The organism is Capnocytophaga sp. oral taxon 335 str. F0486 (genome assembly GCF_000277665.1).
Taxonomy (GTDB): domain Bacteria; phylum Bacteroidota; class Bacteroidia; order Flavobacteriales; family Flavobacteriaceae; genus Capnocytophaga; species Capnocytophaga ochracea.
In genome coordinates this window covers 19,523-43,252 of the sequence record NZ_AKFR01000023.1, presented here as the reverse complement: position 1 = coordinate 43,252, position 23,730 = coordinate 19,523, and the positions used below count along the sequence as shown (strand labels likewise).

20 protein-coding genes are annotated in these 23,730 nt (G+C 40.8%); 15 read left to right on the top strand and 5 right to left on the bottom strand.

Annotated elements, in window-relative coordinates; translation table 11 throughout:
- The first annotated feature begins 19 nt into the window (after positions 1 to 19).
- The 3 genes from HMPREF1320_RS04785 to murI all read left to right on the top strand — a co-directional run bounded on the left by HMPREF1320_RS04785 (position 20) and on the right by murI (position 2,589).
- On the top strand, positions 20 to 1,114 hold the full coding sequence (locus HMPREF1320_RS04785; protein ID WP_009417703.1) for an OmpH family outer membrane protein: 1,095 nt from the start codon (positions 20 to 22) through the stop codon (positions 1,112 to 1,114).
- Between the two features lie 30 nt (positions 1,115 to 1,144).
- On the top strand, positions 1,145 to 1,678 hold the full coding sequence (locus HMPREF1320_RS04780; protein WP_009419153.1) for an OmpH family outer membrane protein: 534 nt from the start codon (positions 1,145 to 1,147) through the stop codon (positions 1,676 to 1,678).
- Positions 1,679 to 1,779: 101 nt separating this feature from the next.
- Complete coding sequence (gene murI, locus HMPREF1320_RS04775; protein ID WP_009417701.1) at positions 1,780 to 2,589, top strand: glutamate racemase; 810 nt, start codon at positions 1,780 to 1,782, stop codon at positions 2,587 to 2,589.
- A 16-nt stretch (positions 2,590 to 2,605) separates the two neighbouring features.
- Here murI and HMPREF1320_RS04770 read toward each other — a convergent pair whose 3' ends face one another.
- Positions 2,606 to 3,580 carry a lytic transglycosylase domain-containing protein gene (locus HMPREF1320_RS04770; RefSeq protein WP_009417606.1) on the bottom strand — a complete coding sequence of 325 codons (975 nt, stop codon included), beginning with the start codon at positions 3,578 to 3,580 and terminating at the stop codon, positions 2,606 to 2,608.
- Positions 3,581 to 4,362: 782 nt separating this feature from the next.
- Between HMPREF1320_RS04770 and HMPREF1320_RS04765 the strand changes: the two genes are divergently transcribed.
- From HMPREF1320_RS04765 to glmS, 9 genes are all read left to right on the top strand, one after another.
- A complete protein-coding gene (locus HMPREF1320_RS04765) occupies positions 4,363 to 6,762 on the top strand; it encodes a TonB-dependent receptor (protein ID WP_009417617.1) in 2,400 nt (799 codons plus the stop codon).
- 99 nt (positions 6,763 to 6,861) lie between these two features.
- Positions 6,862 to 9,330, top strand: coding sequence for a M1 family aminopeptidase (locus tag HMPREF1320_RS04760; RefSeq protein WP_009417620.1), 2,469 nt, complete (start codon positions 6,862 to 6,864; stop codon positions 9,328 to 9,330).
- Positions 9,331 to 9,440: 110 nt separating this feature from the next.
- Entirely contained in the window at positions 9,441 to 9,968 is a 528-nt protein-coding gene (locus HMPREF1320_RS04755; RefSeq protein WP_034554160.1) for a GNAT family N-acetyltransferase, read from the top strand.
- Positions 9,969 to 9,970: 2 nt separating this feature from the next.
- Positions 9,971 to 10,516, top strand: a complete 546-nt coding sequence (gene fic / locus HMPREF1320_RS04750; RefSeq protein WP_009417697.1) for a protein adenylyltransferase Fic — start codon at positions 9,971 to 9,973, stop codon at positions 10,514 to 10,516.
- 4 nt (positions 10,517 to 10,520) lie between these two features.
- On the top strand, positions 10,521 to 11,444 hold the full coding sequence (locus HMPREF1320_RS04745; RefSeq protein WP_034554187.1) for a DUF4300 family protein: 924 nt from the start codon (positions 10,521 to 10,523) through the stop codon (positions 11,442 to 11,444).
- A gap of 59 nt (positions 11,445 to 11,503) precedes the next feature.
- Complete coding sequence (gene der / locus HMPREF1320_RS04740) at positions 11,504 to 12,808, top strand: ribosome biogenesis GTPase Der (RefSeq protein WP_009417649.1); 1,305 nt, start codon at positions 11,504 to 11,506, stop codon at positions 12,806 to 12,808.
- Positions 12,809 to 12,822: 14 nt separating this feature from the next.
- The gene (locus HMPREF1320_RS04735) at positions 12,823 to 13,800 is read left to right on the top strand and encodes a D-alanine--D-alanine ligase (RefSeq protein ID WP_009417707.1); all 978 of its coding nucleotides are present in this window, start codon (positions 12,823 to 12,825) and stop codon (positions 13,798 to 13,800) included.
- A 17-nt stretch (positions 13,801 to 13,817) separates the two neighbouring features.
- A complete protein-coding gene (gene coaD / locus HMPREF1320_RS04730) occupies positions 13,818 to 14,270 on the top strand; it encodes a pantetheine-phosphate adenylyltransferase (protein ID WP_002675408.1) in 453 nt (150 codons plus the stop codon).
- Positions 14,271 to 14,299: 29 nt separating this feature from the next.
- Positions 14,300 to 16,141 (top strand): glutamine--fructose-6-phosphate transaminase (isomerizing), encoded by a 1,842-nt coding sequence (gene glmS, locus HMPREF1320_RS04725; protein WP_009417592.1) that lies wholly within the window; start codon positions 14,300 to 14,302, stop codon positions 16,139 to 16,141.
- Positions 16,142 to 16,622: 481 nt separating this feature from the next.
- Here the strand turns inward: glmS and HMPREF1320_RS04720 are convergent, their stop codons facing one another.
- Entirely contained in the window at positions 16,623 to 16,979 is a 357-nt protein-coding gene (locus tag HMPREF1320_RS04720; RefSeq protein WP_002675412.1) for a DUF6567 family protein, read from the bottom strand.
- Between the two features lie 433 nt (positions 16,980 to 17,412).
- On the opposite strand from HMPREF1320_RS04720, the gene HMPREF1320_RS04715 reads away from it, so the two are divergent.
- The 3 genes from HMPREF1320_RS04715 to HMPREF1320_RS04705 are packed head-to-tail and all read left to right on the top strand — an operon-like array spanning position 17,413 to position 20,511.
- Positions 17,413 to 19,185: an AMP-dependent synthetase/ligase gene (locus HMPREF1320_RS04715; protein WP_009417714.1), complete on the top strand. Its 1,773-nt coding sequence runs from the start codon at positions 17,413 to 17,415 to the stop codon at positions 19,183 to 19,185.
- Complete coding sequence (locus HMPREF1320_RS04710) at positions 19,182 to 20,108, top strand: bifunctional riboflavin kinase/FAD synthetase (RefSeq protein WP_009417594.1); 927 nt, start codon at positions 19,182 to 19,184, stop codon at positions 20,106 to 20,108. The genes HMPREF1320_RS04715 and HMPREF1320_RS04710 overlap by 4 nt, the downstream gene beginning before the upstream one ends.
- The gene (locus HMPREF1320_RS04705; protein ID WP_009417611.1) at positions 20,071 to 20,511 is read left to right on the top strand and encodes a deoxycytidylate deaminase; all 441 of its coding nucleotides are present in this window, start codon (positions 20,071 to 20,073) and stop codon (positions 20,509 to 20,511) included. The genes HMPREF1320_RS04710 and HMPREF1320_RS04705 overlap by 38 nt, the downstream gene beginning before the upstream one ends.
- 6 nt (positions 20,512 to 20,517) lie before the next feature.
- Here HMPREF1320_RS04705 and HMPREF1320_RS04700 read toward each other — a convergent pair whose 3' ends face one another.
- From HMPREF1320_RS04700 to HMPREF1320_RS04690, 3 genes are read right to left on the bottom strand one after another with little or no spacing between them, the layout of a single operon-like run.
- Entirely contained in the window at positions 20,518 to 21,555 is a 1,038-nt protein-coding gene (locus HMPREF1320_RS04700) for a phosphatase PAP2 family protein (RefSeq protein WP_009417677.1), read from the bottom strand.
- Positions 21,552 to 22,154, bottom strand: coding sequence for a PAS domain-containing protein (locus HMPREF1320_RS04695; protein ID WP_009417684.1), 603 nt, complete (start codon positions 22,152 to 22,154; stop codon positions 21,552 to 21,554). The genes HMPREF1320_RS04700 and HMPREF1320_RS04695 overlap by 4 nt, the downstream gene beginning before the upstream one ends.
- 18 nt (positions 22,155 to 22,172) lie before the next feature.
- Entirely contained in the window at positions 22,173 to 23,723 is a 1,551-nt protein-coding gene (locus tag HMPREF1320_RS04690; RefSeq protein WP_009411283.1) for a glycine--tRNA ligase, read from the bottom strand.
- Between the last annotated feature and the right edge of the window lie 7 nt (positions 23,724 to 23,730).

Below are 23,730 nucleotides of genomic sequence, written 5' to 3'. Positions count from 1 at the left end.
TATACATTTGATAAATGTTATGAACAAACTACAAGCGTTATTTATAGTACTATTGTGTAGTGCCTGTTTTACTTATGCACAAAAGCCATCTCGTATTGGCTATGTGGATATGGATTACATATTATCACACCTCGAAGATTATAAAGTAGCAAGCCAGCAGTTTGCCTTACAAGTAGAGCAATGGGAGGCTGAAATAGCCAAACGCCAAGAAAAGATAAAGGCTGAAAAAGATAAGTTAGAAGCTGAGAAAGCTTTACTTACTCCCGAGCTTATCAAAGATAAAGAAGAAGAAATAGCTCTGTTAGAATACAACTTGAATGCCTATAAACAGCAGAAGTTTGATGCTAAGGAAGGAGAGTATATCACCCAAAAGTTTATGCTTGCTAAGCCTATCCAAGACCAAGTGTTCAATATAGTGCAAGAGATAGGCAAGATGCGTAAATACGACTTTATCTTTGAGAAGAGTGACGCCACTATGTTATTCTCTAATGAACAACATAACTTGAGTAAAGTAGTGCTTCGTGCCTTGAAAAAGAAAGACAATGCCGAAGATAGAAATAAGGATATGGCTCAGCTCTTAAAAGAAAGCTATGATTTTGAGTTTGTAGAAGAACGTGTTAAGAAACGTAAAGAAGCTGAAAAAGCACGTGAGCAACGCCGAGTACAATACGAACAAGAACGTTTGCGCAAGACTGAAGAAATGAAGCAACAGCGCGAACAGCTCAAAGCGAAACGCGAGAAAGAACAAGCCGAGCGTCAGCAGAAGTTCCAACAAGAACGAGACGCCCTTAAAGCGCAACGCGAAAAAGAACAAGCCGAACGTGTACAGAAATTCCAACAAGAGCGCGATGCCCTTAAAGCACAACGTGAGAAAGAGCAAGCTGAGCGTCAGCAGAAGTTCCAACAACAGCGCGATTCTATAAAGGCGCAACGCGACAAAGAACAAACCGAACGCCAACAGAAGTTACAAGAACAGAAAGAACAGCGTGAGAAGGAAATAGCTGAACGCCAAAAGAAACTTGAAGAGCAAAGGGTGCAACGTGAAAAAGAACAAGCCGAGCGCCTTAAAAAACAACAAGAGGCGAGAACACAAACGCCTACAACAAATCAGTAAAAATTTTTAAATAACTAATATTACAAACAGATGATGAGAAACATTAGAACGTTGATGATTGCATTGGCTCTATTCTTAGGAGCTACTACAATGCTTACTGCACAAGTGAAAATCGCTCATATTGATGTGCAAAAACTTTTAGAAGAAATGCCTGAAAGAAAATCAATAGAGTCACAATTAAAGAAAATGGAGCAAGGATATATGAACGATATTCAAGCAGCTATTAAAGAATTGCAAGCTAAGGCTCAAAAGTATCAGAATGAAGCTGCTGCTCTTACAGAGGCACAACTTAAAGCTCGTGAAGCAGAATTCCTCAAAAAATCAGAGGAAATTAAAACTATGGAAGAAAATATCCGTAAAACACAACAAACTGCTGCTGAGAATTTACAGAAAAAGCAACAAGAATTGGTAGAGCCATTGCTTAAAAAGGTAAAAAGCTCTATTGAGAAAATTGCTAAGCAAAAAGGACTTCAGTACGTATTGGATTCAAGTGCAGGCTCAAGCGTGATTGTAGCTACAGGAGATGACCTTTACAGTACAGTTAAAAAGGACTTAGGATTTTAGTTCGTAGATTTTTAAATTATTAGATATTTTTTCTTATGAAAAGTGTTCGCTAAGTGAACACTTTTTTTTATTTTTGCAACTGAAAAGAACCTTATTTTAAAATGATTCACTCAACATCACGCACAGCACCTATTGGTTTGTTTGACTCTGGAGTAGGGGGGACTACTATCTGGAAAGAAGTAAACGCGCTAATGCCTAATGAGAATACCCTGTTTATAGCAGATAATAAAAATGCTCCTTATGGTGAGAAGACTAAGGAAGAAATCATTGCATTATGCGATGCCAATACGCGTTTTCTGTTAGAAAATAATGCAAAAATTATAGTAGTAGCGTGCAATACGGGTACTACCAATGCTATATCGTATTTGAGGAATAAATATAAAGAAGTACCTTTTATAGGAATAGAACCTGCTATAAAACCTGCGAGTTTGCAGAGTGTTACTAAGAAAATAGGGGTATTAGCAACCCGCAGTACACTTGCCAGCGACCTTTTTGCTAAAACCAGTGAGCACCTTAAACAAGAAGAGCAAGTGGAAATTATAGAACAAGTAGGGGAGGGACTAGTAGACCTTATAGAAGCGGGACGTATAAAAAGTCCTGAAATGACGCTATTATTACGCAAATACCTCTTACCTATGGTTGCCGAAGGGATTGATTATTTGGTGTTAGGTTGCACTCATTACCCTTATTTGTTACCACAAATACAAGAACTCATTCCTCCACACATAAAGGTAATAGATTCGGGGTATGCGGTAGCTAAACAAACGCGCAATATACTTTCTCAACATCATTTACTGAACGATGATGCTACTGCAGAGACACAACACCTTTGGCTTGCTAATGGCAAGGTAGAAGTATTGCAACAGTTTGCGCCCAAGAATGTCAAACACTTGAAAATTTCTACTTTCTAATATTTATTCTTAAAAACTATTTCTTGGGAATCCTGATATAATACGCTTTGCCATCTATATTATCTAGCCTTTTATCGCGTAGCCAAGGATTGTATAGTTTTAGGTCTTTATAAGTAATGTTCTGGCTCTTGGCAAATTGGGTGAGATTTTCGATGGTAGAATCTACCATTACATTGTAAGTGAGCAGTTCGTTATACAAATGTTTCTTCTCGAAGATGAAGCCGTACTTCTTAGGGTGCTTCATTATCTCTTTTAGGGCTAAAATACGAAATACATAGCGTGAAGTTTCGGAGCTTAGCCATAAATCATAATAATTATTAGTTTCTTGAAAAGAAGTTTGCTTATTCATTCCTGAGATACCGGCATTATAAGCAGCGGCAGCCATCGTCCACGAACCTGTACTGCGCTTAGCTTTGTTTAAATAATCACAGGCAGCTTGGGTAGCTTTTTCTATGTGATAACGCTCATCTACTTGGTCGGTTACTTCTAAGCCGTATTCTTGAGCGGCGGGTTTCATAAGTTGCCAAAAGCCACTTGCACCGGAGGGTGATACCGCATTGGTGAGTCCGCTTTCTATGATGGCTAAATATTTGAAATCATCGGGGATATTATTGCGTTTGAGGATAGGTTCGATGATAGGGAAGTACTTATTAGCACGCTTGAGCACCAACAAAGTATTGGATTGCCAATAGGTATTTACGATAAGCTCTCGGTCTAAGCGCTCGTGTACATCGGGGTCTTCCAAAGGTACTCTTTCACCAGCAAAGTCTAATTTTTCGGGTAAATCGATGGCAAAAACTCTGTAATCATTAGAGAAATCGCTTTTATGATGAGTTTCTTGAGCTGAAAGAGGGTTCTGGGCTACTTCGGCTTCTGCTTGTTCGTAGATGTTGTTTTCTTCTTTTTTAACTGACATTGCATTGACCAAAAAACCAGAGAGCAAAACTACTCCTCCACCTGTGAGCAAATATTGTATCGTTCTTTTCATCATTTTTTCTTTTGTATAGATTGGGGCAAAGATAGTAAATAATTCTTTAATACCAAATAATGTTAGAAATGAGAAAATTAGAGAATTGGAGAATTAGAAAATTAGCAAATGAGGAAATGAGGTGCGAGTTTGAGTTAGAGGAATGAGGCTGTGCCTCAGAAATTAAACAAATTTTAAACAAAATCAAGCCTACGCCTTGTGAAATGGGGAGAGAGGTTCGTCGGAGTTTTTGGAGAATCTTAGAGAAGTTCTGAACTTTCGGAAGAAAACGGAGAGATTCGGAAGAAGATTAAGAGGAATTTTGATGAAAAAAGGCTATTAGATGGGTGGGGTTAGCTTATAGAGAGCTTATAGGAAGCTTATACGAATCTTGGACGATTGGTATAGAAAGGGTATGTAAATAGTTGGTTCATAATATAATACAACAAGGCTAAAAACGGTAAAAACGGGGTTTCGAGGCGAAAGAAAGAGAATCCTCACCCCGTCCCTCTCCCAAGGAGAGGGGGAATGTAGGGACGGAAAAAGGGGAAGAGAAATTAGAGAATTAGCAAATTTGAAAATGAGAAAATGGGGTGGTGTGGAGTCTTAGGGCATAGGTAATAGGGGGAAGTATGACAGAAAAGGGGGAATGTAGCGAGGGAAAAGAGGAGAAATGACGAATGATGAGGGACGAAGGACGAATGTGAAACTTTGTTAAAGTAAAACAATAAAATAAGTTAATTCTTTTTATGGAGTGTGTTTTTTATTTTACATTTGCACCATTATTCGCCATATACAATATTTTAATGAAAAGTTTTATTTTCTTTCTTGCTCTTTTTTGTGAGCTTACCCTTTCTGCTCAAGCACAATACACTGTAAAAGGCTTCGTCCATAACGCTTCGCTTGAGGGAATTCCCAAAGTAGCTATTAAAGTATTAGATGCTGATACGAACCTTATTGTAAGCGAACCTCTTACGGGAGCTAACGGACTCTTTAGCTTTACTTCTCCTCCTCGTAAGTTGCGCATTTATATTGAAAGTACGGGTGATTATTTGTCGTATACGGGAGAGCCTTTTCTGTTAGACAAGAATATTGATATGCTTGCTATTGCACTTAGCACTGCGGTAGATTTGGAAGAAGTAGTACTTACAGCTACTCAGAAGAAAGCTGCTGTGTATATGGAGCAAGGCAAGATAGTGTTTTCACCTAAAAACAGCCTAACACACTCTTCGGGTACGGCACTTGATGCACTGAGAAGTACGCCCAATGTGGTGGTAGACAACCAAAATCACCTGAGCATTGGCGGAAAAAGCAATGTGTTGGTGCTCATCAATGGGAAGCCTACTTATATGCAGCCCGACGATTTGGCGAACTACCTGAAATCTATTCCAATGGCGCAAATCAAGAAAACGGAATTATTACTTAATCCGCCAGCCGAATATGAGGCACAGGGAGGAGCAGGAGCGGTGAATATAGTATTAGACAAAAAGACGGTGGAAGGCACGTTCTTCTCTTTAAATAACGGGGTGTCGTATTGGTGGAATCTGCGACAGAATACAGAACTCCAATTGCAACACAGCGTGAAGAAGGGTATCTTGCGTTTGGGTTACAATCATCAGTTGGGGCATTACGCAATGGATTACGGCAGTGAGCGCCTACAAAATGGCTTGCGCTACGAAAGTCCTACCGATGATACCGAAAAGCGCAAAACGATTGCAGGGCATATTGGCTATGATTATTTGCCCGATGAACAACATACCTTAGGGGTGCAACTCTCTGCCAACACGTTATTTGGCAAAGGAACTACCAGTACGACTACCCGCTTTTTCAATGCTGCTAATGTATTGGAAAAGACGCTATCGGGCTATAACGATTACTTTATGCAAAAAGCCAATCGATACAGTGCCAATGTTTACTACACGTTTACTCCTTCGGATAACGAACGCTATCAGTTGGACATAGATTACGCTTTCTTTGATGGGGGCTCGGGCAATTGGCAACCCAACACTTACCGTTCGCCTGAGGGTACTATACTTTCTCACGAGATGTACCTCTCCGAAAACGACCGTAAGATACATATCTTTGCTACTTCTTTTCGTTCGGAGCTACCGTTATGGGGAGGAAGTCTTACAGCAGGTGCTAAATATTCACAAGTATTTTCGGATAATAGTTTTCATTTCTTCAAGCACTTGCCTACCCACAATATCATAGATGTAAACCGCTCCAATGCTTTCGATTTCAAAGAACGTATTTTTGCCGTATATGCCCAGTATCACTACCCTATTACCGAACGCTTGAATGCTGAGGTGGGTGTGCGCAACGAGACCACTTTTTCTAAGGGACTGCTATTGCCCGTTGCGGGCAGTGCAAATAGCCAACAAGAACACAAAAAGCACTATACCAATTTCTTTCCTACCCTGAGTTTGCAATACCAATGCAATGATGACCTACAACTATTTGCAGGTTATAGCACGCGTATCAACCGACCTGAATACCAGAATCTCAATCCGTTTGAATACCTCTTAGACGAATTATCGTATTGGAAAGGGAATCCGTTTTTAGCCCCTGAGAAGATACAAAAACTCACTTTTTCGGCTTCGTATAAAAAGACATCTTTTACAATGGCTTACAGCTATTCTACTGATTTTTTTAGCAGTATTAGTGAACCTTTTCAGCAAAATAAGATTATTTCTATCCCTCAGAACATAGGTAGCCAGCACCATTTACTTTTTTCGCTTTATCAAGAACTCAACTGGGGCAAAGGCTGTCAGACGACTATTACCCCTAACCTCAGTTATATAGAGAACAAAGGCACTGTGTTAGAAGGCACTGAGTTACACCTCAATCGTTGGCAGTATAGCCTAACGATGCAAAATTACTTTCGCTTGCCTTGGCAACTGAAAGGTGAACTCACGGCAGTTTACAATTCGCGCAGATTAGCAGGCATCAACGAGATAGCTAAATCGTCAGGAGGTATAGACCTCGGTTTGCAACGCCTTTTCTTAAATAATCGTCTTACGGCTACCTTTAGTTTTACCGATATTTTCCACACCCAACGTTGGGACAGCGAGAGCCATTTGCCTAACTTAGACCTTTATGCTTACGGCAATAGCGAAAGCCGACAGCTTAGACTGAACCTCACTTACCAATTTGGAAAAGCTAAAGAGGCACACGTAAATGAACTGGAAGAAGTACAACGTTTGTGATTTTTTGGTGTTTTATTTCGCTATAATGGCAAAAAGCTATATCTTTGCATTTGAAATTATCCCTTGGAAATATATTTTTCAAGGCAATAAAATAAGCTAATGAAAAAAACACTTTTTACTATTATTGCCCTATTACTTTCGGGCTACACTTTTGCACAGACGGATACTTCGGGGCGAAGCCTCTATCGTGCTACTCCTGAGAAGAAAACTGCCTTAAAGCACACGAAATTGAAGGTAGATTTTAACTTCACTAACCAAACACTCAACGGCGAAGAATGGCTTACTGCTTCTCCTTATTTTTATGCTACCGATAGCCTTATCCTCGATGCAAAGGCTATGCTTATCCACAAGGTGGCTTTGGAGCAGAACGGCAAGCAACAGCCTCTTTCTTATAGCTATAAGAATGATATGTTGAGAATAAAACTCAACAAAACTTACCAAAAAGGGGAGACCTATACCGTGTACATTCGCTATACGGCACAGCCTGAAAAGGTAACCGATAAGGGCAGTCGTGCGATTACCGATGCCAAAGGGCTTTACTTTATCAACCCTAACGGAGAAGCCGACAAGCCTATGCGCCAAGTATGGACGCAGGGTGAAACGGAAGGCTCTTCGTGCTGGTTTCCTACCATCGACAAGCCCAACCAAAAGACTACTCAAGAAATAGAAATGACAGTGCCCGATAGCTTTGTTACCCTCTCTAACGGGGTGCTAAAAAGCAGTGATAAGAAAGGCAATATGCGCACCGACTATTGGGTGATGGACAAGCCTCACGCACCTTATCTTTTCTTTATGGGGGCAGGAGAGTTTGCCGTAGTAAAAGATACACCTTGGCGCAGTAAGGTGCCTATTGAATACTATGTAGAAAAGGAATACGAGCCTGTTGCAAAACAGATATTTGGAAATACTTCCGAGATGATTACGTTCTTCTCTGAGCGTTTTGGCTATGATTATCCGTGGGCTAAATACGCCCAAATGGTAGTGCGCGACTTTGTGAGTGGAGCAATGGAAAACACTACGGCTGTAAGCCACGCCGAGAGTGCTTATCAGAGCGCAGAAGCTTTGGCTGACCAAAACTATTGGGAGCCTATTATCGCACACGAATTGGCACACCACTGGTTTGGCGATTTGGTAACTACCGAAAGCTGGTCGAATCTCACCGTAAACGAGTCGTTTGCCAACTATAGCGAATACTTGTGGTTGTTACACAAATACGGCAAAGATGCCGCAGAATACCACCTTAGCAATAACACCCTTCAATATCAACACCGCGTCAATGATTTTGCAAAAGATTTGGTGCGCTTTGGCTATGATTCACGTGAGGATATGTTCGATTTGGTATCTTACAACAAAGGCGGGGCTATCCTGCATATGTTGCGCAATTATCTTGGTGATGAGGCTTTCTTTGCAGGGCTTACCGATTACCTCAAAACAAATGAATACGGCACGGGGGAAGCTCACCAATTACGTCTTTCGTTAGAAAAAGTGAGCGGTAAAGACTTGAACTGGTTCTTCAACCAATGGTACTTTGGCAATGGTAACCCTACTGTGAATGTAGAAAAGACGTTTAGTAATGGTAAATTGACCTTAAAAATCATTCAAACACAAAGCGAAGACCTCTTGTTTCAGTTTCCGTTGGATATAGATATTTACAGAAATGGCAAGGCAGAGCGTTATAGTGTTTGGGTAGATGCTCGTAAAGAAAATACTTTTACTTTCGCAATGAAGAAAGCCCCAGAGTTGATAGATATCAACCCCGAAGGTGTGGTGCTGATAGATGAGCAATACCAAAAAACGTGGGCAGAGTATTTGTACCAAATGCAACGCGCTAAATCGCTCAAGAGCAGAATGCAAGCGGTAAGTGCCCCAATGGCTCCTGACGGCAAAGATATTTTGCTCGCTGCTCTTAAAGACCCCTTTTTCCAAGTGCGTATACAAGCATTACAAAAACTCGCTAATTATGAACTCAATGCCAAAGAAATAGCAATGGTAGAAAAGATTGCGTCTTCTGACCCTAAGAACTTAGCTAAATCGGCAGCGATATGGGTATTAGCTACCTCAAAAGACAAAAACAAATACGTTTCTTTATTTGAAAAATACCTTGAAACTCCTTCGGGGGCTATTAAGAATGCTGCTATTAACGGGATAGCTCGTACTGAGCCCGCCCGCGCTAAGAGTATACTTGAAAAAGGAAGTGTTAAAGACTTTGATACCGACCAATTAGCGGGATTATCAGGAGTAATTGTAGACAACCAAATGGAGCAGTATCTCCCTGCGATACTTCCTTATTTTATATATTATCCTTTCTTTGAAAAGGACAATCCTGAAACAGCTGTCAACTTCAAAAAAGGCTATGAGTGGGCAATGCACTTAGACAATACTTCACACGTGGAGCTATTGGCTGAATCACTCAAAGAAATCGCTAAAGATATGGAGAACCCTGCTGCTAAAGAGATGCTCAAAAACGTATTGGACGAGGGAATCACTATCAAACGCGGCTTAAACCAAACTGAATCGGTAAAAAAACAGATTAAGATGTTGGAAGAGATTAAAGAAATGTTTAAGTAGTGGTTAGTGGTTAATGATTAGTGGTTAATGGTTAATGATAAACTTTGCCAAGTTATTTGCCCGTGCGGCTCGCACCTTTGGCAAAGTCTATTTATAAAATATTTAAGTTTATGGAAGCACTTCACACAATGCGTCTTTTGCTTCGTCCCTGGAAAACAACAGATGCCGAAGCCTTATACGCACAAGCGCACAATCCTATTATAGGCAAGCGGTGCGGTTGGAACCCTCACAAAAGTGTAGAAGAGAGCCAAAAGATTATTGAGGTTGTCCTTAGCAAGTCTCATAGTTTTGCTATTTGTTTAGCAAACAACATTCCCATAGGAAGTATAGGCTTGCTTTTACAAGGAGAGAGCAATCTTCCTGTAAGCGAAAATGAAGCTGAAATAGGCTACTGGCTTGGAGAAGACTTTTGGGGTAAGGGCTATGTTACTGAAGCTACCCTAAGGGTACTGCAATATGCTTTTGAACAGGTGAACCTTACCCAGCTATGGGCAGGCGCATACGAGGAAAATATTGCCTCACAGCGAGTACTTGAAAAATGTGGCTTCCGTTACCATCATACCATTGAAGATTTCTTGTTTCCACTCACAGGGGAGAGACATACAAGTTTGATATATACATTAAACAGAGAAAATTGAAGATGAATACTCAAGAAATCGACGCGCAAAGTTTACAAAATGCCTATCGTCTTTTTGAGAGTGGGACTATAGAGCAAATAGAAGTAGGTACCACTAAAGGATTATGCGAGATACATTGCTATCTTTTTGAGGGGCTTTACGATTTTGCAGGTGAGATACGTCGGCTAAACATCAGCAAGGGCGGTTTTAAGTTTGCTAATGCGATGTTTTTGCACGCTATCCTACCCGTAATAGACCAAATGCCTGAAAATACTTTTGAAGAAATTGTAGCCAAATACGTAGAGATGAATATTGCCCACCCTTTTATGGAAGGCAATGGACGTGCTATTCGTATATGGCTCGACTTGATACTCAAAAAACGCTTAAGCAAAGTAGTGAATTGGCAACTGATAGATAAAGCTCCTTATCTCCAAGCAATGGAGCGTAGCCCTATCAACGATTTGGAATTGCGCTTTTTGTTGCAACCTGCCCTTACTGATAAAGTAAACGACCGTGAAGTAATTTTTAAAGGTATAGAACAATCTTATTATTATGAAAGTAATGACTAAAACAATGAAAAGACTTCTATTGATAACTATTCTTTCTTTGGTAGCAATTTCTTGCCAGCAGAAGAAAGCAACAACTGAAAATACAGCAGTTACTCTCACTTATTCTAATTTAGTAGATACCGCTACCCAAGATGAAGTGCAAAAAGCCCTTACAGCAGCGGGAATAGCTGAGCAAAATGTAGCCTCTTTTTTGGAGAGTGTAGCCCTTTTCAACCAAACAGTAGGCGATAAAGCAGGCTTAGTACCCAAAGGATTTGTTACTATTGACAGCTTGCTACCTAAGTATGATGAGGTTGCTATACAAAGCATTTGGACGGCTAAATACCCTATGTTTCAAGGTTATAACTGTCGTCTTACCTCTTTCACCCTCTTGCGTGATTTAATTGCTTTCCCCACAAATAAAAAGTTTGCTAGCAAAGAGGAAGATGAGGTGCTTTTTATAGACCGTGAGTCCTTGCATAATACCCCTAAGAAGTTCTTTACCCCTGAGGAAGAAAATAACTTTTTTACCCTCTTTACTGAGGTGCCCACTACTAATACCAAAGATGTAAACATTCATTTGCAGGCGATGCAACAAGCGTGGAAAGAACGCGGTATCAATTTCCGTTATAAAAACGACCCTACTAAGGCATCGCTTATTTCGGCAGTCTTCCATTCCCAAATCACCCCAGAGGAGAACACTCTTTTTGTAGGACACGTAGGGGTACTAGTACCTTTTGACGGCAAGCTGCTCTTTATCGAAAAACTCGCTTTTCAAGAACCCTATCAGGTAATAAAACTAGAGAATCGCACCCAGCTCAGTGATTACTTAATGAACCGATATGATGTAGAATGGGAGCAACCCAATGCCATTCCGTTTATAATGGAAAACGATGCTTTAATGGACGGATATCGCCCCAATCCATATAAAAAAGAACAGCGATTGTAAGAAGATAATTGTCATTTGTCAATTAATTTCTATCTTTGCAAAAAATAAGTAGGTGTATTATGAGTGCTATAGTAGCCATTGTGGGACGACCGAATGTAGGTAAATCCACTTTTTTTAACCGTTTGATAAAACGCCGTGAGGCTATAGTGGACGCTGTAAGTGGCGTAACACGTGATCGCCATTATGGTAAAACCGACTGGAACGGGGTCTCTTTTTCAGTTATTGATACAGGTGGTTACTTAGCGGGAGGTGACGATTCTTTCGAGAAAGAAATCAACAAACAAGTTGCCTTAGCCATAGACGAAGCCGATGCGATTATCTTTATGGTAAACGTAGAAGAAGGACTTACCGGTATGGACGAATCGGTGGCTGAGTTGTTGCGCAAATGCCGTAAACCGATATTAGTAGCGGTAAACAAAGTAGATAGCAACAACCGTCGCAACGATATGCACGAGTTTTATGCCTTAGGTTTTGAACATCTCTACGCCCTATCAAGTGTAAATGGTAGCGGTACGGGTGAATTGTTAGACGACTTGGTAGCGCTCTTACCAGTAAAAGAACAACAAGAAGAAAATACCTTACCGCGTTTTGCCGTAGTAGGGAGACCTAATGCGGGTAAATCATCTTTTATCAATGCTCTTATAGGCGAAGACCGCTATATTGTTACTGATATTGCAGGCACTACACGCGATGCGATTGACACTAAATATAACCGCTTTGGATTTGAGTTTAACTTAGTTGATACTGCAGGTATCCGTCGTAAAGCCAAAGTGAAAGAGGACTTAGAGTTCTACTCAGTAATGCGTTCTATTCGCGCTATTGAACACTCCGATGTGTGCATTTTGATGATTGATGCTACACGTGGTTTTGAAAGCCAAGATGCCAATATTTTCTGGCTCGCACAACGCAATCGCAAAGGCATAGTGATATTGGTAAACAAATGGGATTTGGTAGAGAAGGAAAACAACACGGCTAAACAGTACGAAGCTTCTATCCGCAAAGAAATAGAACCTTTCACCGATGTGCCTATCTTGTTTGTATCGGCATTGAATAAGCAACGTATCTACAAAGCCATAGAAACTGCGGTAGCAGTCTACAACAATCGCACCAAGCGTATCCCTACTCGCAAACTCAATGAGGTGATGTTGCCTATTATTGAGAACTACCCACCACCTGCAATCAAAGGAAAATACATCAAGATAAAATTCTGTACCCAGTTGCCTACACCTATGCCACAGTTTGCTTTCTTTGCTAATTTGCCACAGTATGTAAGAGACCCTTACCGACGTTTTATAGAAAACAAACTCCGTGAGAACTTTGATTTTAACGGGGTACCTATTGATGTGTATTTCCGTCAGAAGTAATACTATTGAAAAAAATGAAAAAGAATATAGCAATCATAATGGGAGGTTACTCTAATGAAGCTCCCGTTTCTTTAAAGAGTGCTGCAGTAGTAGCCAAACATCTCAACCAAGATAAATATGTACCTTACCCCGTGCGTATCGACCGCGATAAATGGGTGTATGTAGATGCTCAAAACAACGAACACCTTATTGATAAAAACGACTTCTCGGTAACAGTAAACGGGCGTAAAATTACTTTTGATGCTGTTTTCAATGCCATTCACGGCACCCCAGGTGAAGACGGTTATTTGCAAGCCTATTTCAATTTGATTGGCTTACCGCTCACAGGATGCAGTATGTATGCTTCGGCTCTTACGTTCAACAAACGCGATATGCTATCAGTACTCAAACCTTTTGGCATTCTTTCAGCCCCTTCTTACTATCTCAACAAAGGTGAAGACTACAACACTGCTGATATTGTAGCCAAAGTAGGCTTACCTTGCTTTGTGAAGGCTAATAAATCAGGGAGTAGTTTTGGAGTGTATAAAGTATATGAAGAGGCTCAACTGCCTATGTATATAGACAAAGCATTTGAAGTAGACGACGAAATCCTCATCGAAAGTTTCTTGAAAGGTACTGAAATCTCTATCGGGGTAATCAACTATGGCGGGAAAATAAAAGTTCTTCCAATGACTGAGATTGTATCCGAGAATGATTTCTTCGATTATGATGCTAAGTATAACGGCAAGTCGCAAGAAATTACTCCTGCGCGTCTTTCTGCCGAAATGACTGCTAAAATTAACGCCTTGGCTGAACGTGTATACCGATTGTTGAAAATGGAAGGCTTCAGCCGAAGTGAGTTCATCATCGTAGACGACACACCTTATTTACTTGAAATGAATACTACACCAGGGCTTTCAGAAGCTAGTTTATTGCCTCAACAAGCTAAAGTAGCAGGTATTAGCCTTGAAGAACTATTCGAAAGCGAAATAGAACGAGTATTGAATCACTAACCATTAATCGTTAATCATTGAAAAGAGCTTTATTTCCAGGGTCGTTTGACCCCATTACCTTAGGTCATTACGATATTATCAAACGTGCTTTAGACCTATTCGATGAAATTGTGGTTGCCATAGGTATCAATAGCGACAAAAATTATATGTTTACGGTAGAACAACGCAAAGAGTTTATCGAAAAAGCCTTTGCCGATGAACCCAAAGTAAAAGTTACTACTTACCAAGGACTTACGGTAGACTTCTGCAAAGAAATCGATGCTCAGTTCATCCTCAGAGGTTTGCGCAACCCAGCCGACTTTGAGTTTGAGAAAGCTATTGCACACACTAACCGCAAATTATCTCAAATAGAAACTGTCTTTTTACTTACGGCAGCGCGAACTTCGTTTATATCATCGTCTATTGTGCGCGATGTCATTCGCAATCACGGTGATTATACCGTATTAGTGCCCGAAAGTGTAAGAGTATAAATTAATAAATAATAAAAGAACTTAAAAATATGTGTGGAATTGTAGGTTATTTAGGCAAACGCGCCGCCTTTCCCATCGTGATTGATGGGTTAAAACGCTTAGAGTATCGCGGATATGACAGCGCAGGTTTTATCTTAAACGCTGACCAGTTTTACGGAGAAAAAACCAAGGGCAAAGTATCCGATTTGGTAGCCAAAGCAGGGGAAAATGTTCCTACTTATGGTTGCGGTATGGGGCATACCCGTTGGGCTACTCACGGAGTGCCTAACGATATTAATTCGCATCCTCACCGCTCTAATTCTGGCAAAATAGCCATTGTACACAACGGTATTATTGAGAATTATGAAAGTATCAAGCAAAACCTTATCAAAGAGGGGTTTGTATTTCATTCTGATACTGATACCGAGGTATTAGTAAACTTCATCGAATACTTCAAAGAAAAAGAAAACGTCAATTTAGAGACTGCCGTGCGCTATGCACTCAACGAGGTGGTGGGTGCTTTTGCCATTGCTGTAATGGAGGAAAGTAAACCTGAGGAAATAGTAGTAGCTCGCTTGGGTAGTCCGTTGGTAATAGGGGTAGGTGATGGAGAGTTCTTCATCGCTTCCGATGCCTCTCCTTTTATAGAGTATACCCAAAATGCTGTGTATTTAGAAGATGGCGAAATGGCTACCATTCACCTCAACAAACCGTTGAAAGTGATTAAAATAGACAGTAACGAGCAGGTGAGTCCGTTTGTACAACAACTCAAACTCAACCTCGAAGCCATTGAAAAAGGCGGATACGACCATTTTATGCTCAAAGAAATCTACGAGCAGCCTAAGTCTATCCAAGACACGATGCGCGGTCGCCTCTTGCCCAACCACTCTACCAAACTATCAGGAATAGATAATCATTTAGAGACCTTCCTCAATGCCAAACGCATCGTTATTGTAGCGTGTGGGACTTCGTGGCACGCAGGCTTGGTAGGTGAATATCTGTTAGAAGAATACGCGCGCATTCCTGTAGAAGTAGAGTACGCCTCAGAGTTCCGTTATCGCAATCCGATTATCAATAAGGGGGATATCGTCATTGCTATTTCACAATCAGGCGAGACCGCCGATACCTTAGCAGCCCTCAAATTAGCGAAAGAAAAAGGGGCTTTTATCTACGGTATTTGCAATGTGGTAGGTTCATCAATTGCGCGTATCACCCATTCAGGCACTTACACTCACGCAGGTCCTGAAATAGGGGTAGCTTCTACCAAAGCCTTTACCACCCAACTCACGGTGCTTACCCTTATCGCTTTGCATTTAGGACATAAGAAGGGTACCCTCAGTTCGGAAACCTATCACCGTCTTTGCAAGGAATTAGAACGTGTGCCTCAGTTGCTCGAAACCACTATCAAAACAGTCGATCACAAGATAGCCGAGATAGCCGAAAGCTATAAAACAGCTACCAATTGCTTGTATTTAGGTCGTGGTTTTAACTTCCCTACCGCTTTGGAAGGGGCTTTAAAACTCAAAGAAATATCCTATATTCACGCCGAAGGCTATCCAGCTGCTGAGATGAAACACGGACCTATCGCCCTTATCGATGAGAATATGCCGGTGATATTCATCGCACCGTCTAAAGGACATTATGATAAGGTAGTTTCTAATGCACAAGAGATAAAGGCGCGCAAAGGTAAAATTATAGCCGTAGTAACCGAAGGCGATACCCAAATGGCGGGCTTAGCAAACCACGTGATTGAAATACCCGAAATCAGTGAGGCGCTTACCCCTATTTTAGCTTCAGTACCTTTGCAGTTGCTGTCCTATTATATCGCTATCAAGCGCGGTTGCAATGTCGATCAACCTCGTAATTTAGCCAAATCAGTAACCGTAGAATAATTTGGTAATTTCCTAATTTCTCAATTAAAAAAAGAGTCAATTTGTATACTTACAAATTGACTCTTTTTTTGTTTGAAGTGAGCTCGATATAACAAAATTCTCTTTTTTATTTGCTTTTGTACTATATACCTTGCCAAAGTTTCTAACCGCTCTTCGCGCTACGCCCCTTACCAAAATAGAAATCCCTTAACTACCTTCTTTTTAGTTTTATCTTAGCTTTAACTTACTTCCTATTTAGGTTCGTCTTTTGTTCGTTGTAGAGCCACTGTAGAGCCACTGTAGAGCCACTCTTCGTTTATCTTACTGCCGTTATACCTTGCCAAAGTTTTCGTCTCCCGTGTAGCTCGCACCTTGTCTTGCTATGACTTTTTCAAAGTTGAAATCATTGATAGTCAATCTCATTGACATTACATTTATAGGGGCGCTTGTAAACGCCCCTATAAAAATAAAACTTTTTGAACAGCTTCTTTTTTGTGTTTTACTATTCAGTAAATTCGATTACGTCAGCTGAAACAGTTACTGTGTATTGCATACCAAACCAGAAAAAGAAAGAATGTATTTCTACAGTTTCATTGATAACCGCTCTTGAAGAGCCTACCAAATTGGCATTTTGAAGCATTTTAGCTCTTGCTTTTTCTACCAAGCCACGTCTTCCACCTCCTACAATAAGAAAATATTGATTAGAAGCTTCTCCTTTCACGTGTTCTACTACTTTAAAGTTATTTTTAGCCAATACCACTTGAGTAGTATGGTTGTTTACATTGTGTGATAACTCTCTTGTACCTCCACAACTCGCTAACAGTAGTGCCAAAGCACTGAATAAAACGATTTTTTTCATTTGTTATTGATTTAATTTTAATGTTACGATATGAGTAAGGGCAACTTTTAGAGCATAAAAAAAGCGTGAATGTTTTGTTCACACTTTAAAAAGGCTCTGGTATGCCCAAAAACAGGTATGTAACAAAAACAGTTCACGCCCTTGTGGGGCGAGAAACTATTTGTTAATTCACCTCTGCTTTTTTATTGAATTTACCAGATTCTTTTTAAAAGGAATATTAACAACTTTCTCTTTAAATCTTATGTGTATTTTTCTATTCTTCTATATCTCAATTGTTTTTATTTGGTGCAAAAGTATGAATTAATTGTAAATTACAAATGATAAAAGACAATTTTTTTCCAGAAAAATAAAGTTTTTCCCTTTTTTCGTCATTCGTATTTCGTATTTCGTAATTATTTATTACTTTTGCCCTCTGTAACAAAAATTTAAACCAATGAATACCGTAAATCGTTTATTCGATATACCTTATTATCAACAATCTAAACATCCTTTAGAGGTCGCTTTTGCTACCAAATACAACGGTGAGTGGGCAAAAACCTCTACCGCTGAATATATCCAAAAAGTAAATACCGTAAGCCGAGGCTTATTGCGCTTAGGCATTGAAAAAAATGATAAAATAGCGGTCATTTCAAGTACTAATCGCACCGAATGGCACGTGCTCGACATCGGGATTTTACAAGTAGGCGCACAGAATGTACCTATCTATCCCACTATCAACTTAGAGGATTTCGAGTATATTCTCAACCATTCGGAATGTAAATACTGTGTCGTTTCCGATAAAGAACTATGGGAGAAAATCTCTTCTATCCAAGATAAATTGCCTCATCTAAAAACTATTTTTACCTTCAACGATGTACCTTATGCCCACCATTGGCAAGAAATTCTTGATTTAGGCGCCGATGAGAGCAATCAAGCTGAAGTGGAGGTACGCAAAGATAGCATACAAAAAGACGATTTAGCTACTATCATCTACACTTCGGGCACTACCAGCCGCCCAAAAGGGGTAATGCTCTCTCACTGGAATATCATCTCTAACATACTGAACTGCCAAGACCGTTTGCCTATTACCGAAGGCTCTACAGCACTCAGCTTTTTGCCTGTGTGTCACGTGTTTGAGCGTATGCTCACCTATTTGTATCAGTACGATTGTCTAAGCATTTATTTTGCCGAATCTCTCGATAAAATCAGTGATAACTTGCGTGAGGTAAAACCGCATATCATTACAGTAGTACCCCGACTCATAGAGAAGATTTACGACAAAATCTTTACGAAAGGCACTGAACTCAAAGGTATTAAACGCAAACTCTTCTTTTGGGCACTCAATTTGGGCTTCAAGTACGAACCTTATGGAGCTAATGGCGCTTGGTATCAGTTTAAGCTAAAATTAGCACGCAAACTCATTTTTAGTAAATGGCGTGAAGCCTTAGGCGGACGCATACAGATGATTGTCTCAGGTAGTGCTGCCCTCTCACCGCGTTTGGCGAAAGTGTTTTCTGCCGCAGGACTCAAAATAATGGAAGGTTATGGTCTTACCGAAACCGCTCCCGTTATTGCAGTAAACCGTGAATCGGGTAGATATTGGAAAATAGGTACCGTAGGAAAACCTATTGTGAATATAGATGTAAAAATCGCCGAAGACGGTGAAATACTCGTGAAAGGCGAGAACGTAATGTTAGGCTACTATAAAGACCCCGAGCAAACAGATCAAAACATCACCGATGGTTTCTTCCACACAGGCGATATAGGCGAGCTTGATGCTGATGGCTTCCTTAAAATCACCGACCGCAAGAAGGAAATCTTCAAAACTTCAGGCGGTAAATACGTATCGCCTCAGCTAATAGAAAACCAATTGAAACTCTCTCGTTTCATCGAGAATGTAATGGTAGTAGGCGAAGGTGAAAAGATGCCAGCTGCTATTATTCAGCTTAATTTCCCGTTTGTAAAAGAATGGGCACGCCGTCATAAAGTGAAATTAGGAAAGACCAACGAAGAGATTATACAAAATCAAGCCGTTCACGACCGTATTGCGAAAGAGGTAGAAAAGGTAAACAATCATTTAGGCAAGTGGGAACAAGTAAAACTTTTTGATTTCACCCCCGATGAATGGACGATAGACGGCGGTCATCTCACCCCTACCCTCAAACTTAAACGACGCGTTATCAAAGAAAAATATATAGATATTTACAATAAGTTCTACAATAAGTGAGAGAAATAACCGATATTACTACTTTTTCTACCCACCAACCTACGGTGCTCACCATAGGCACGTTCGATGGTGTGCATTTGGGACATCAGAAAATCATTGAAAGGGTAGTAACAACAGCTCGCCAAGAAGGACTTTTAGCAACAATATTCACTTTCTTTCCGCATCCGCGAATGGTAGTGCAACACGACAAAAGTTTGAAACTCATCCACACTTTGGAAGAGAAAAAGCAACTGCTCCAGCAATTAGGCGTCGATTTGCTCGTGGTGCAACCTTTTAATGAGGCTTTTGCTCAACTTACTGCCGAGGAGTTCGTAAGTACTATTTTGGTACAGCACCTCAATGTAAAAAAGGTGATTATTGGTTACGACCACCGTTTTGGGCGCAATCGTACCGCAAATATAAACGATATGCGTTTATTTGGCGAAAAGTATGGATTTGCTGTAGAAGAAATATCGGTGCAAGAAGTAGATGAAGTGTCGGTGAGTTCCACCAAAATCAGAGAAGCGTTGAATAAAGGCGACGTGACTACTGCTGAGCATTACCTCGGGACTCCTTACAGCCTTACAGGCACGGTGGTACACGGACTCAAATTGGGGCGTACCTTAGGCTACCCTACGGCTAATATACAAGTAACTGAGGACTACAAACTCATTCCCAAAGATGGCGTATATGCCGTGTATAGCTACATTGGCGGACGAAAAGTATATGGAATGATGAGCATTGGCAAGAACCCTACTATCGAAGGCAAAGGGGCTTCTATCGAGGTGTATTTCTTTGACTTCAACGGCGACCTTTACGACCGTGAATTCACAATATATTTTGTAAAATACCTACGTGAAGAACGAAAGTTTTCTTCGGTAGCACTTCTTAAAAAACAATTACGAGATGACGAAACAACAGCGAGAAAAGCAATTGCGTTATGACAAAGCTTATATGCGTATGGCGATGGAATGGGCAAAATTGTCTTATTCACAGCGCAAGCAAGTAGGAGCTATAATAGTAAAAGACCGTATGATTATTTCTGACGGTTATAATGGTACGCCTACTGGTTTTGATAACTGTTGTGAAGATGAAGAAGGCAATACCCATTGGTATGTACTTCACGCCGAAGCTAATGCGATAATGAAAGTAGCTTCGTCTACTCAATCGTCAGAAGGAGCGACGCTCTATATCACAATGTCACCTTGCAAAGAGTGCAGTAAGCTTATCTACCAATCGGGGATTAAGCGGGTGGTGTATAAGGAAGGCTATCGCGACAACGAAGGGTTAGCTTTTCTCGAAAAAGCAGGTGTAGAAGTCGTCCATTTAGAAGAGGTAAGTCAATAATCTTCTTTACTTAAATTTAATATTTACTCCAAGTAGCTGATATCCTTCCCAAGTGTTGGAGGTACAGAATTCCCAACTATATTTTACTTTATTAACTAAAAAAGTTTCTTCTTTTCTTATTTTGGTGATGCGTCTGTTAGCAATCGTTTTACCGGTGATATAGCCCACAAATAGGGCAATAGGGTAATCGGAAGCCCAGTGTACTTTACTTTGCATCATCTCGTAGCACATCAAACCTAAAGCTGTGTAACCTACGGGCTTTATCCATTTGTAGTCGGGGTAGTTTTCGGCAATCACTGTGAGTGCTGACATTGCAGTAGTGAGGTGTCCAGAGGGCATAGCGTCATACATAGGGGTATCCTCTTGGTAAGCTTTAAAGCTGGGAGCAAACGTCCACTGACTGTGCCAACGCCCGTCGTCTGCCGTTATAAACGGACTCTCGCGCCCTGTGAGTCGCTTGATAGGTTGTACAAATGCCCCCGATACGATAATGCTTTCTAATATCTGCATAGCAGTACTTTTGGCGCGATAATCACCTGTGATAAGACCATAAGTAGCCATTCCCCCACTAATGATAATAAAAGTCGTACCATTGCCAATAAAGTACATTGCTGAGTTTACATCGGCGGGAATAATCTTCAAAAAACCTAACTTCTTATAGGTATGTGCTTCATTTAGACCTAAATTCTCTCCCAAATTTCTACTCTCTCTAATGAGCCAAGGGTCAGCAGGGATAAGTGCCGCAGTAGCACCAATAGCTGCTAATCCGTAAGGATAGTTCGGTTTAGACACCATCTCGACCGCCGATTTACCTATGTTGCGTGGTATCTTGTTGAAGATATCTACAAAACGCGGTTTTTGGTATACATAGGTTAGATTATCATTGATTTTATATTGTTTGCCTGATAAATCTGCTTCAGATGGGTGTGAGCCTTGCAAAGCATTTGCAATGCTATCCAATGTAGTTTGTGGAATAGAGTCGTTTTCCTGTGCTGTAACAGGATATAGGGAGAAAAGGAGAAAGGATAGTAAAAAGTATTTCATCGAATGAGTTCTGTTAAAAAGCTATCGGTGTTTTCGTTGTTGTAGAAGGCTTTGATTTCTTCGGCGTTTTCTTTGAGCAATTGCCGAATGAAAGCATCGTAGGTAGTTTTACGGTCTTCTAAAAAGCCGTTGAAATAGCGTTCACTTACTTCCAAACCATTGGCTTTTTCTATCTTTAAAAGACGTTCGTACAAAGGGACTATATGCTCGCTGATAAGTGCTTTAGGCAAAGCTTTGCGGTGTGATACAAAGGCAGTAATCTCATCTTGCTCATTGCGTACTATTTCAAAATTAGTAATCACCCAGTAAAAGCGCCCGCTTTTAGAGAGATTCTTGATGATAGCGTGGAAATTATTATGCCCTTTGAGGTTTTCCCACAGTATTTTGAAAACTACCTTGGGCATATCGGGGTGGCGGATAAGGCTATGAGGCTGGTCATACAACTCAGCCTCAGTATAGCCTGATACTTCCTGAAATGCCTTATTGGTTTCCATTATATGTCCGTGCTTGTTGGTACGACTCATCAGGGTAGTGGTTTTATCCCACAACACTTCTTCGTCTATGGGCACGGGACGTTTGATTGTTGGAGTTTCAGTCATTTTCTTACCTCTTATCTCTTACTTCGTATCTAATTTGTGAAGCCAATTGCGCATATCCACTTCTTTGGCAATAGTGTTACGCAATTCGGGAATGGCAATGCGCACTTGCTCCATAGTGTCGCGGTGGCGTAAGGTAACGGTGTTGTCTTCCAAAGTTTGGTGATCGACGGTTACGCAGAAAGGTGTACCTACCGCATCTTGGCGACGATAACGGCGACCTACTGCATCTTTTTCGTCGTAAGCTACATTGAAATCGTATTTTAGCTCATTTACTATTTGCTCGGCAACTTCTGGAAGTCCGTCTTTTTTGAGCAATGGCAATACGGCTACTTTGGTAGGTGCCAACACAAAAGGCAAACGCAATACGGTGCGAGTATCTCCTCCTTCTAATGCTTCTTCTTGCAATGAGTTGGAGAATACTGCAAGGAACATACGGTCGAGCCCGATAGAGGTTTCGAGTACGTAAGGAGTATAGCTCTTGTTTTCTTCGGGGTCGAAGTATTGCATTTTTTTGCCTGAATACTTTTCGTGGTTACCGAGGTCGAAATTAGTACGAGAGTGGATACCTTCTAATTCTTTGAAACCAAAAGGAAAACGGAACTCGATATCGCAAGCAGCATCGGCGTAGTGGGCGAGCTTTTCGTGTGGGTGGTAGCGATAGTTTTCCTCTCCCATTCCTAACGAAAGGTGCCATTTGAGGCGGGTTTCTTTCCAGTACTCATACCATTGTTGTTGGGTACCTGGTTTGATGAAGAATTGCATTTCCATTTGTTCGAACTCGCGCATACGGAAAATAAACTGACGTGCCACAATCTCGTTGCGGAAGGCTTTACCCGTTTGGGCGATACCAAAAGGAATTTTCATACGTCCGGATTTTTGCACGTTTAGGAAGTTAACGAAAATACCCTGAGCGGTTTCGGGACGTAGGTATAAATCCATAGAGGCATCGGCAGAGGCGCCGATTTTGGTGCCGAACATTAGGTTGAACTGCTTTACATCTGTCCAGTTGCGTGAACCTGTTTCGGGGTCGGCAATTTCGAGTTCTTCAATAAGGGCTTTTACATCGGCGAGGTCTTCTTTTTCAAGCGATTTACCCAAGCGGTGTAATATTTCTTCGCCACGTTTTTTGTATTCTAACACACGAGGATTGGTAGTTATAAACTGCTCGCGGTCGAAAGCATCGCCGAAGCGTTTTTGAGCTTTAGCGATTTCTTTTTCAATCTTATCGTCGAGTTTAGCGACATAATCTTCTACGAGCACATCGGCGCGGTAGCGTTTTTTAGAGTCTTTGTTATCGATAAGAGGGTCGTTGAAAGCATCGACGTGCCCAGAAGCCTTCCACGTAGTAGGGTGCATAAAGATAGCAGCATCGATACCCACAATATTCTCGTTCATCTGCACCATTGCGCGCCACCAATATTCGCGGATATTCTTTTTTAGTTCAACGCCATTTTGACCATAATCGTACACGGCACCAAGACCGTCGTAGATTTCACTTGAAGGGAAAATAAAGCCATATTCTTTGGCGTGAGCAATAACTTTTTTGAATTGATCGTCTGTATTTGCCATATATTCA